The organism is Moorena sp. SIO4G3 (assembly GCF_010692305.1).
Taxonomy (GTDB): Bacteria; Cyanobacteriota; Cyanobacteriia; order Cyanobacteriales; family Coleofasciculaceae; genus Moorena; species Moorena producens_A.
Genome location: NZ_JAAHIG010000329.1, coordinates 1 through 9,860, shown reverse-complemented (window position 1 = coordinate 9,860; position 9,860 = coordinate 1). Strand labels below are relative to the sequence as shown.

Genomic DNA, 9,860 nt, shown 5'->3' with positions numbered 1-9,860 from the left:
TTTCTGATCTTTCTGATCTTGCTGCTGTTGGTGCTCTTGGATCGCTGCGATTACCTGATCGAGCACTGCGTTAACCTTCCAACCGTACATCCCACGAGTATTTAACGGTGCAATAACAGGAACAACCTGACCAGAAAATAGGGTGACAGTTTCACCTGTCAAAACTGCTGGGATGGAAACCCTTTCAATATAGGCTTCATTTTCTGTATCCAGAACTTGCCCAGCTAGAAACTCTTGAAAATATGTATAGACCTCTAAAGCGAAAGGAGCTTGTGGCTTAATGGCATAAATAGGTGTTAGTTCCAAATTTAGCGTCCAAATCAGTGATGCCGCCTCCGAAATATTCTTTTCTAGATATCTTGCCATCTGTCTGGCATCATAGGGATTAGCAGGAACTTTGATAGCGTCGTCTGAGTCTTTGTCCTTATCAGTAGGTAGACCGTTATCTGACGAAACCAGAGGCATAAGCTGTTTAAAACTATCTCGGCGAGCCTCTGTTCCAAAGTCATAACCAAGAATTCCCAGGGCATAAACTAAGGACATTGGTGCGTTACTTGGGGTGATAGAGGACGCTACTATATCTTCGTTGCATCCACAGTCACCAGAAGGGGCGACACTAGATAAAGTTGCTACGTTGTTAGATGTGACACTCATTGGATTTTCCGAATGCTGAATATTTGTTGTCATAGACGATTCTGAGTTGGTTGCTTCTGCAGCCTGGATGCCAATTTCTGGGGACTGGAAACTGACTTGTTCTGAACTCGGAGCAATAGCATCACTCGGTTCAAGTTGTTGTATCTCGTTTATTGAGCTAGTGTCTTCTGGTGTAAGGTCTTCAACCTGACTCGGTTGGACGACTACCTCTTCTGATTTGGGATCTGACACTTCTGCTAATCCTCCTTTTGTAATTAGGGTATAAGCCCCAGAAATGTTAAGAGTTCCAGCCAAAAAACGACGGCAATCTTCGACTATTTCTGGATTGCAAGGTAGTGCAGTCTTCAGGATTGCCTCACGGACAGCATGGGGATTTGGCTTTTCTCCCTGCGCCAGTTGAATACTAAGTAGTAGGGCAACAACACCAGATACAATAGGTGTTGCAAAACTGGTGCCACTTCTTAGCACAACTCCACCACCGGGTTCTGCACCTAAAATGTTTTCTCCAGGGGCGAGAATGCCTTGATATTGATAAATCTTGCCCCAGTTACTATAATCGGCAGGCAATCCTTGGGCATTCATAGCACCGACAGCTAACACTGAGGGTAAAGCAGCAGGAACATGAAGACACTCACAAGCATCGTTTCCCGCAGCAGCAACAATTAGAACGCCCTCATTATTACAAAACCGGACTGCATCAGCTAAGATTGGGTCTGCATCTCCTGATTGACTCAGTTGACCGCCACTAATGTTAATCACATTAGCTCCTGCCTCAACTGCTTGGTTAATCGCTCGTGCAAGATCTATCTGCGAAAGCTTTCCCCTTTTACCATCTGAGAACACGGGAACAATTAGCCCACGGCATTGAGGAGCAATCCCACTAACAGAGCTGTCTTTTTGACCAAAGATGATACTGGCAATATGTGTTCCATGACCTGACATCATAGCACTGCTAGCAACATCTGATACCAATGTCGGCAAGCGAGAAAGGTTGGCTCCATCAAAGCATGGATGGGACTGGTCAACTGGTCCATCAAGGATGGCAATGCATACCTCAGAATCACCAAGAGATTTATTCATTAGTGAACTGAGTTCGGTTGATGTTGCAATATTAGTCACCAAACTTTATCTCTATCCTCTTTGTTTCATAACCTCTTTGTTTCATAACCTCTTTTGTCTGTTTTGTTTAGCTTTTGTATTTAGCTATGAGTACAAGGTATAGGTTTTCTTTTGTCAGCACAACCAAAGTTTGTAATTTTAATAAAAAAGATAAGCACTTAGCACCAGTAAATCCCTAAAGCTATTCCCAATCTAAATTTCAGCTCTCCAAAAGTTAAGAACATCTCCACCATCCCCTACACAATTTTCTTAACTTGGGAATTTCTCCAAACTTACAAAGTTAAGCACTGTACCTTCCATTTAATTTAGTAGTTCATTACAATCATTTTGGCGACGGTGCATGATAATGTAAGCATCTTGACCTGTTGCTTATTTCTATTAGATATCTCTAAAAAAGCAGAGTATCTGGCATATTAATGGTTTTAAAAACTGTTATTGAGATGTCTATTTTAATGTCTAATTTTGAATAGAAAAATCTCACAATAATGAGCAACCATGCACGTCGGCGAGGTGTAATCTTAAGTATTCAGGGCTTAAGGAAACTCAATCAGGCAAAAGCTAAGGCAGAGATTGAGCAACACTCCAAGCGCTATACCCTCGAATCTATCAGTGAAGAAACTGGTTTAACTCCCAATACCCTCAGCAAAGTTTTTACCTGCTCGTCAGGAGTTGATAAACGGACTTTGAAGTGCTGCTTCCATGCTTTTAATCTAACCTTGACAAAGGACGACTATCTCTACCCACAATCTAATCAAGATAATCTAGCCAAAATTAACCCTATACCAACTGTCGAAACCTTTTCCCTCCTTGAACCTGCATCCAATTCTCATTTCGATATGCTAGGCGATCGCCACAATACCCCCCAAATTAAAAAAATGGTTCAACCACAGAATAATTTGCAACCTCGTCGGCAAAAAGTACCAGGAGGACAACTACCCCTAGATTCTATCTTTTACATTAACCGTCCCATCATTGAATCCCTTTGTTACGAAAGCATCCAAGAACCGGGTATACTGTTGAACATCCGCGCTCTCAAGCAAATGGGCAAAACATCCCTGATCGGTCGCATCATTGCTTACGCTAAATCCCTGGGGTATCAAACTGTTTCTCTGAGCTTGCAACTTGCTGAGGCTGAGATTTTACAGAATTTAGAACGCTTCCTACAATGGTTCTGTGCTAGAGTCAGCAAGGAATTAGAATTTTCCAATGCACCATCGCCTACAATTATCCATGAGCGGATAGCCGATTTTTGGCAGAATTCCTTGGGTAGCAAATCAACCGCCACCGACTATTTCAACGATCTTATCTTAGCTGACCTCAATCGCCCTCTCGTAATCGCTATCGATGAACTCGATCTGCTTTTTGCCTACCCAGATATTGCTCGTGAATTTCTCCAACTTCTGCGAACATGGTCTGAGCAAGCTCAAGTAGGGATAGCACAGAGCAATCCTTGGTACAAACTGCGCCTGGTGATAGCTCATTCTACTGAAATTATGATGCCTCCCTCAATTAATCCTTCCCTCTTGAATACTGGGTTAGTCATCAATTTACCAGAGTTTACACAGGTTCAAGTGCAGGATTTAGCGAAGCGGTACAAAAAAGATATAACCGAACAACAAATCCAGCAACTAATTACTCTTCTGAGCGGACATCCCTATCGGTTGCAGTTGGCGTTTTATTACCTGCAGCAACAGACTATAACCCTGGAAGAACTTTTAGAAAATTCTGAGAGTGCAACTGCTCTTTATGCGGAACATTTACAACAACAATGGTGGAACCTGCAACTCTACGATGAATTATTGCCTATTTTTACTGAAATTGTCAATAACTCCAAACCAATAGAAATAAAACTATCCCTTGGTTATCAGTTACAAAAGATGGGGTTGGTTCATTTGGAAGGCGATCGGGCGAGTCTGTGTTGTGAGTTATTTCGTCCGTTTTTTACGGGAGTTTTGAGTTGATTGTTATTTGGATTGCGGTGCGTTACGTTTAATTTTTCCTGACGGAATGCTCCGCAAACATATCACGCAGTGTTTTGTTTGCGCATAACACTGCTACTATAGAACCCATTTGGTATCTTTACAAAAGTGAGGTTTAGGAAGCAGGAGTCAGAAGTCAGGAGTCAGAAGTCAGGAGGAAAGAGAAATAGAATAGGGAAAAAAGTCTAAAAATAGCCCCATCTCCCCATCTCCCCATCTCCCTATGTCTCCAGGTAATTTTATAGAACCCAAATGGGTTCTATAAAAAATTTACAATTGATATTAAATGTTAAAATAATCTGAAATAGTATCTCTGTATATATAGAGTTAAAAACTATAGCTTTAGAGTTTTTAACTCTACAGATATTACCTTTGCGTAAGTCCTGATATAAAATAGATAATCTATGATTATCTCAAGCTGTTAATTACCCTTGGAAGTTGTTCATCTTGCCCAGCACTAACGCCTGGCTGGAATTCATCCCAAGTCTTACGGACTTGCTCGTAGCATTGAGGTGGTGTGATGGGTAGGTTTTTCAAGTAAAAGAACGTCACTTGATCGAAAGACTCCAGCAACAATACAACCTCTGTGGTTGGAGAATAATTATCGACAACTTCCTTGATGTGAGCAATCATAAAGTGATGGGGCCCGCATTGCAGTGTCAGGAGCCGCTAACCAGGCATTCAGGAACGGCCCAAGGCGAGAACGTCCGACAAAATGGGTTTTGAATGATTCTCCGCCAACCCCCAATGTTGGAGAATTTGTGCTACAAACTATCGCACCGCGCAACTGAGTGAGATGACCAGCCCAAGCATTATAGCCAATGACCAACAAATTACTGGCAATAAAATCTTGATGCCAATTCGATCCATCGTTTGTTTCACTCATTAGAGACCTCTATGCATGAAAGCCAATCCAGTTGAAATTTAGGCTAAAGGAGCTATGCCGATGCCTAGCAATTATCAAGAAAAATTAGAGGTCGCCTGGATATCAACGCGACCCCATTGCCGATCGATCTAAGCACTAAAATATCTAGCGACAGGATGATAGGTGACAAAAGCAGTGGTCGTTTGCTCTGGATAAAGCTGTTCGCTCTCATCGATCGATATCCCAATGCGATCGCATCCCAATAATTGCAACTGTGGCACTTGAGTGTAATGGATCAAGAGGATTGTTTTTGTGGCAGGGCTGAAACCCTTATGTGATGGTGCTTTCGCCACCAGCAGTCACCAGTCGGATCGTCTCAAAGGGGTGTGATGTGGGTGTATGCGATCGCATCAGCTAGACCCAACACAAACCACCTAGGGTATAGCAACTCCTATTCCCTGTTCCCTGTTCCCGATTCCCGATTCCCGATTCCCGACTCCCGACTCCCGACTCCCGACTCCCTGTTCCCTAAAATGTTTAACCTATTCGAGCCAAATTGGCAAGACATAGAGAAGATAACATCGGACAATAATAATCAAATGAAGCAATTACATGTTTCACCCAGACATCAACATCAACATCAACATCAACATCAACATCAACAATTGTTGAGCTGAAGAAGGAGAATTTTCCATGCAAATTGGAGACTTAGAAAATCTCCAGGAGATAAATATAGACAAATTATCTTCTGTAGAAGGTGGAATGATAGCGATCGCCCATAAACCGATCGCAGATCAAATAAATATAGGCGATATTCGTATTAATCCAGATTACAAACCTCCGATTTATCCCTATTGTCCACCACCACCTCCACCATGTTATCCCGGTTATCCCAGACCTTTACCTGAGAAAGATATCAAGGCAATTTCGATCAGTGCGTTAAAGATTTGTCCTGTTATTCTTTAATTTTTTATCTTGGGGTAAAAGGTCAGCTGTAATCCATATCTAGTCTGGATTTGGCGAATTCATTTACTGAACTTATCAACTAGATTTTCCGAGCACTTAGACGGAATAATCAGGGATTAAGTTATCAGTAATTGAACCTATGAGCATGACTATATAAGTATACTATATAAGTATAGTTTTTGACCATAGTGACCTTAACCTTAGAGTTGGTAATGATCAGTTTTCGGTGCTTGTCACCCAATACAGGGATTTTCACATAGTAACTAATTCGCTTCTGTTGTTAAGGATTTCCATTAATTTGGCCTTAGCAGGGAGCGATTTTTTTGGCGTTGCTGAATTAAGGAATGAATGCGCGATTATCTGGTTTTATTAAAGCCCCCGTTGGTCCCCATCTGTCAAAAAGCGAAGCATCCGCTAATTCCCCCCAAAGTTGGGGGGTTAGGGGGGCGGGGGACTTTAAGAGTTTTTTTCCCCCCAGAATTGGGGGGCTAGGGGGGCGGAACCATACCCATAATCAGCAACGCCAATTTTTTTTTAATAGCAGTTATCAATTTAGTGAGGTACAAAGTTCTGGGTTTTTAGGGAGCAGGGAGCAGGGAGCAGGGAGCAGGGAGCAGGGAGCAGGGAGCAGGAACCCACCCCTAACCCCTCCCAGGAGGGGAATAGGGAAGAGTGAAAAAAATCCTGTGTATGTGATAAGTATGATAATTGCTAGTTTAGGTGAAAGTTGTTAGTCAAAAGTGGTAGTTAAAAAGCCAATATGGCAACAATTATAAAAGCTAATGTTCTAGCATAAGCCTGGCATACCAAGATGATATAGATTGAAATATCATCTATTCTTAGACTATCTCAAGAAGGAGAAAAAATTAATGAAAATTGAGAACCTGGAAAATCTCCAGGAGATAACAATAGAGAACTTATCTTCTGTTGAAGGTGGCCAGTATGCGTTTTTTGGCAAGTATCGAACAGAATTCAAAGATAAGCCAGAGCCTCGTATTCGTCATGGAGATGTCATATGTGGGATAGTTCCTGTTAGCCTTGATGACTTCAATACACCAGAACTTCGAGAATTCTCTACCAAGTTATTCACTAATAAAGGGGAAAAGGAAATTCCGTTACGTAACTCTCAATCATCTCATATTAGCGACTGTTATGTGGTCTCGATTCTGTAATTTTATCTCTTGAGGTAACAATTCAGCTATAACTCTGATCTAGTCTAGATTCAGACAATTCACTTTGTACGGAATAATCAGGGATTGAGTTATTAGTAATTGAAACTAGGCTCATCACTGTCTAGCTATAGTTTTGGAGCGTAGTGACCTTAACCTTAGAGTTGGTAAGTAGTTTTCGATGCTTGTCGCCCGTTGGAGTAATTTTATAGACTAACTACTTCGCTGATAGTATTAAATATTTCAATTAAGTTCCTTAAGCAGAAAGCGACTTTTGTGTTAATAAAAAAGCCAAGTTGGCGACAACAATCCAAGCCAATCGCATAAACTAGGCATAGCATACCAAGATGAGAAAGCTTAAAACCTCATCTATTATTCAACTATCTCAAGAAGGAGAAAAAATCAATGAAAATTGAGAACCTGGAAAATCTTCAGGAAATAAACACTGAGGAGTTTTCCTCACTCCAAGGGGGTCGGATGATCGCACATCCGGTGGACATCAGGGACATGATAGACTTCGAAGATATAAAGATTGATATCCATCGGCCTATGCCTGAGCCTATGCCTGAGCCCAACCCTCCTATTATTGCCAAGCCTATTCCCCTACCTCGTCCCAACCCCTGTTATTATCCCTTGCCACCAAAATGTGGCCCTGTACACCCCTATTGCTATGCAGTCCTCTAATCAAGTCTTCTAATCTCGATTGAGGAGATACCTTGGCTTCTGTTGTTAGAGGATGGTGGAGTAGCATCCAATACTTTTAAAACCGCCTCTTAGTAGAAAGCCAAGGGTTTATGGATCCATAAAATTTAACAATATACTATATTCCGTTCTATAGTCGCTGATATTGTTAAGAATTGTAATTAATTGGTCTTAGCAAAAAGCGACTATTCTTATAAAAAAAAGCCAAGTTGGCGACAACAATCTAAACCAATCGCATAAACTAGGCATAGCATAACAAGATGATAAATCTTGAAATCTCATCTATTCTTAGACTATCTAAAGAAGGAGACAAAATCAATGAAAATTGAGAACCTGGAAAATCTCCAGGAAATCAACACTGAGGAGTTGTCCTCATTCCAAGGGGGTTCTATATTCCCACATCCCATTGAAATGAAAAACACCGTAGAAATCACAGCAATCGAAGATATAAGGATTGATACCCATCAACCCATGCCTGAGGAAAAGCCTGAGCCCAAGCCTCTTCCCGAGCCTATGAAGCGTTTTCCCCTACCTGGTCCGATCCACCGCTGTTATCCCTTTCCAAAATGTTTCCCTGGACACCCTCCTTTTTGCGCTATACCCCTCTAATCGAGTCTTCTAATCTCGATTGAGGAAATACCTTGGCTTCTTTTGTTAGAGGATAGTTTAGTAGCATCTAATACTTTTAAAACCGCCTCTTAGTAGAAAGCCAAGGGTTTATGGATCCATAAAATTGCTCCATAAACCCAGGACGAAAGTCCTTCATCGAATTAAAAACTGCTATATAGCAATTCTCTATCCCATGAGCTACAAACCGATCCCCCTAAATCCCCCTTATCAAGGGGGACTTTGAGGTTTAGAAGCGTACCTCATAAATCCAATGAATCCGCTTATATACAATTACTGAGAGTAACGAAAAACCTGTGGAAAGCGTAAATTTAAACTCAATTATAGACCAATCCCAGCCATTATTTGATGGGAAATATAAGAAAAAGATTACAATAAACTACCCGAAATTAGCCTCTAACGTTAATATATATCGCGATCAGATTGTTTTTTATCGGGATGGTCAATATTTTGGTTTCGAGACTAGCGGTTTGTCAGCAGAAACGTTACAAACACTGTTTGTAATGATGGATGGAACTAGGAGTATTGAGGAGCTTCAAGAGCTTTTTGCTCCTGATAACCCGGAGGTGATTCAATCAATTTTGCAAGGCTTGGAAGAGCAGGCGTTACTGGATGATGCTACTCCGTTTAAAGTTCATTCTGGTATCGATACTCTGCTGGAATTGGAGGATTTTACCAATAAATTACTCGAAACTACTGTTGAAGGAAACCTGTTTTGGAAACCAATAACCTCTGACCCGGTGGGTGGAACGGGCATCTTGCCCGTTACAATCGGGCAGCAACCTAACACTGGCGACTGTGAAAATCACGGCGAGCCCGTCCCTAACGCACCCTACGGCTCTGAGCTACCGATCACTGTTTTGTATGGCTTTGGGATAGAGCATTACCATTTGTCTTGCCATCGGTGGAATTGGGACTTCCCAGTGCTGGGATGCCAAAATTATAGAAAGGTTCAACAATTGATTAACCAACTCTATAGTCAAGAATATGGGCAAGATCAGCTTTGGCTGAAGGCGTTGAACGGTATTGGTATTAGCGATCAGGATTTAAAGGATGCGATCGCACTACCGGAAACTGTGGCAATTGGGAATGCGTTGGCCTATTGGGCAAACTCCGAGCCACTGGTTTTATTGAGTACCTTAGGGGTGTTAAAACGTCAAGCATACCATCATTTAGCATCCTACCTTGCTGCTTGTGAGCGGGTTAATGTTGAGTCTGGGTTTATCGACCCAATTCGAGAATTGGTCAACAGAAATCTGACCGGAGAATCAGAAAACTTAATTCATCGCATCTTTCAAGACATTGCCCACGTTGATCAACAAACTCGGCAACGGTTAGGGGATCAAATTTACCTGTTTATTGAAATGTATAACAATTTTTACAGGGCGATTTGGAACTACTATTCATGCACAAGTGATTTGCTGCGACGAGTTTCGGCTCTCTAGAAATAGGGAGTAGGGAGTAGGGAGTAGGGAGTAGGGAGGTTTGGGGAGAGGGAAGGGTGGGGAGAGGGGGAAGTGTGGGAAGAGGGGGAAGTGTGGGAAGTGTGGGAAGTGTGGGAAGAGGGGGAAGTGTGGGAATTTTTGCGATCGCTACTCCCCACCTCTCCACCTTTCCTGCTCCCGATTCCCGACTCCCGACTCCCGATTCCCTAGGTACGGTCGATGCCCGGTATTATCCGGGGCACCTCCGCTTCAGAACCGTACGTGCGACTTTCACCGCATACGGCTCCTAGGTATCCTCAACCTTCCGGCTTGCCTTTCGGCTTGCTCCAGTGAA

At 42.2% G+C, this 9,860-nt stretch carries 12 protein-coding genes; 8 read left to right on the top strand and 4 right to left on the bottom strand.

The genetic code is table 11. The annotated features are described in order from the left end of the window. Positions 1-1,773: PatA/PatG family cyanobactin maturation protease (locus F6J99_RS35205; RefSeq protein ID WP_293120137.1), on the bottom strand; the 1,773-nt coding region annotated here is incomplete at its 3' end. A 485-nt stretch (positions 1,774-2,258) separates the two neighbouring features. Here F6J99_RS35205 and F6J99_RS35200 point away from each other — a divergent pair. After that, the gene (locus F6J99_RS35200) at positions 2,259-3,734 is read left to right on the top strand and encodes an AAA-like domain-containing protein (protein WP_293120136.1); all 1,476 of its coding nucleotides are present in this window, start codon (positions 2,259-2,261) and stop codon (positions 3,732-3,734) included. A gap of 426 nt (positions 3,735-4,160) precedes the next feature. Here F6J99_RS35200 and F6J99_RS35195 read toward each other — a convergent pair whose 3' ends face one another. The 3 genes from F6J99_RS35195 to F6J99_RS35185 form a co-directional block, all read right to left on the bottom strand. Then, entirely contained in the window at positions 4,161-4,385 is a 225-nt protein-coding gene (locus F6J99_RS35195) for a hypothetical protein (RefSeq protein WP_293120134.1), read from the bottom strand. Then, complete coding sequence (locus tag F6J99_RS35190) at positions 4,354-4,638, bottom strand: hypothetical protein (RefSeq protein WP_293120132.1); 285 nt, start codon at positions 4,636-4,638, stop codon at positions 4,354-4,356. The genes F6J99_RS35195 and F6J99_RS35190 overlap by 32 nt, the downstream gene beginning before the upstream one ends. 128 nt (positions 4,639-4,766) lie before the next feature. Further along, positions 4,767-4,916, bottom strand: a complete 150-nt coding sequence (locus F6J99_RS35185; protein WP_293085240.1) for a vitamin B12 dependent-methionine synthase activation domain-containing protein — start codon at positions 4,914-4,916, stop codon at positions 4,767-4,769. Positions 4,917-5,003: 87 nt separating this feature from the next. Between F6J99_RS35185 and F6J99_RS35180 the strand changes: the two genes are divergently transcribed. The 7 genes from F6J99_RS35180 (at position 5,004) to F6J99_RS35150 (ending at position 9,736) form a co-directional block, all read left to right on the top strand. Further along, positions 5,004-5,294, top strand: a complete 291-nt coding sequence (locus tag F6J99_RS35180; RefSeq protein WP_293120130.1) for a hypothetical protein — start codon at positions 5,004-5,006, stop codon at positions 5,292-5,294. A 16-nt stretch (positions 5,295-5,310) separates the two neighbouring features. Beyond that, positions 5,311-5,583, top strand: a complete 273-nt coding sequence (locus F6J99_RS35175; RefSeq protein WP_293120128.1) for a hypothetical protein — start codon at positions 5,311-5,313, stop codon at positions 5,581-5,583. 869 nt (positions 5,584-6,452) lie between these two features. Next, complete coding sequence (locus F6J99_RS35170; protein WP_293120126.1) at positions 6,453-6,755, top strand: hypothetical protein; 303 nt, start codon at positions 6,453-6,455, stop codon at positions 6,753-6,755. A gap of 402 nt (positions 6,756-7,157) precedes the next feature. Then, complete coding sequence (locus tag F6J99_RS35165; protein WP_293120124.1) at positions 7,158-7,436, top strand: hypothetical protein; 279 nt, start codon at positions 7,158-7,160, stop codon at positions 7,434-7,436. Between the two features lie 336 nt (positions 7,437-7,772). Beyond that, on the top strand, positions 7,773-8,063 hold the full coding sequence (locus F6J99_RS35160) for a hypothetical protein (RefSeq protein ID WP_293120122.1): 291 nt from the start codon (positions 7,773-7,775) through the stop codon (positions 8,061-8,063). 314 nt (positions 8,064-8,377) lie between these two features. Further along, complete coding sequence (locus F6J99_RS35155) at positions 8,378-9,526, top strand: hypothetical protein (protein WP_293120120.1); 1,149 nt, start codon at positions 8,378-8,380, stop codon at positions 9,524-9,526. Positions 9,527-9,598: 72 nt separating this feature from the next. Continuing rightward, positions 9,599-9,736 (top strand): hypothetical protein, encoded by a 138-nt coding sequence (locus tag F6J99_RS35150; RefSeq protein WP_293120118.1) that lies wholly within the window; start codon positions 9,599-9,601, stop codon positions 9,734-9,736. Positions 9,737-9,860: the final 124 nt, after the last annotated feature.

What these genes read in the sequence shown, in the direction of transcription:
- F6J99_RS35200 (WP_293120136.1), top strand. Translation starts at nt 2,259, where the DNA reads ATGAGCAACCATGCACGTCGGCGAGGTGTAATCTTAAGTATTCAGGGC.
- F6J99_RS35195 (WP_293120134.1), bottom strand. Translation starts at nt 4,385, where the DNA reads ATGATTGCTCACATCAAGGAAGTTGTCGATAATTATTCTCCAACCACA.
- F6J99_RS35190 (WP_293120132.1), bottom strand. Translation starts at nt 4,638, where the DNA reads ATGAGTGAAACAAACGATGGATCGAATTGGCATCAAGATTTTATTGCC.
- F6J99_RS35175 (WP_293120128.1), top strand. Translation starts at nt 5,311, where the DNA reads ATGCAAATTGGAGACTTAGAAAATCTCCAGGAGATAAATATAGACAAA.
- F6J99_RS35170 (WP_293120126.1), top strand. Translation starts at nt 6,453, where the DNA reads ATGAAAATTGAGAACCTGGAAAATCTCCAGGAGATAACAATAGAGAAC.
- F6J99_RS35165 (WP_293120124.1), top strand. Translation starts at nt 7,158, where the DNA reads ATGAAAATTGAGAACCTGGAAAATCTTCAGGAAATAAACACTGAGGAG.
- F6J99_RS35160 (WP_293120122.1), top strand. Translation starts at nt 7,773, where the DNA reads ATGAAAATTGAGAACCTGGAAAATCTCCAGGAAATCAACACTGAGGAG.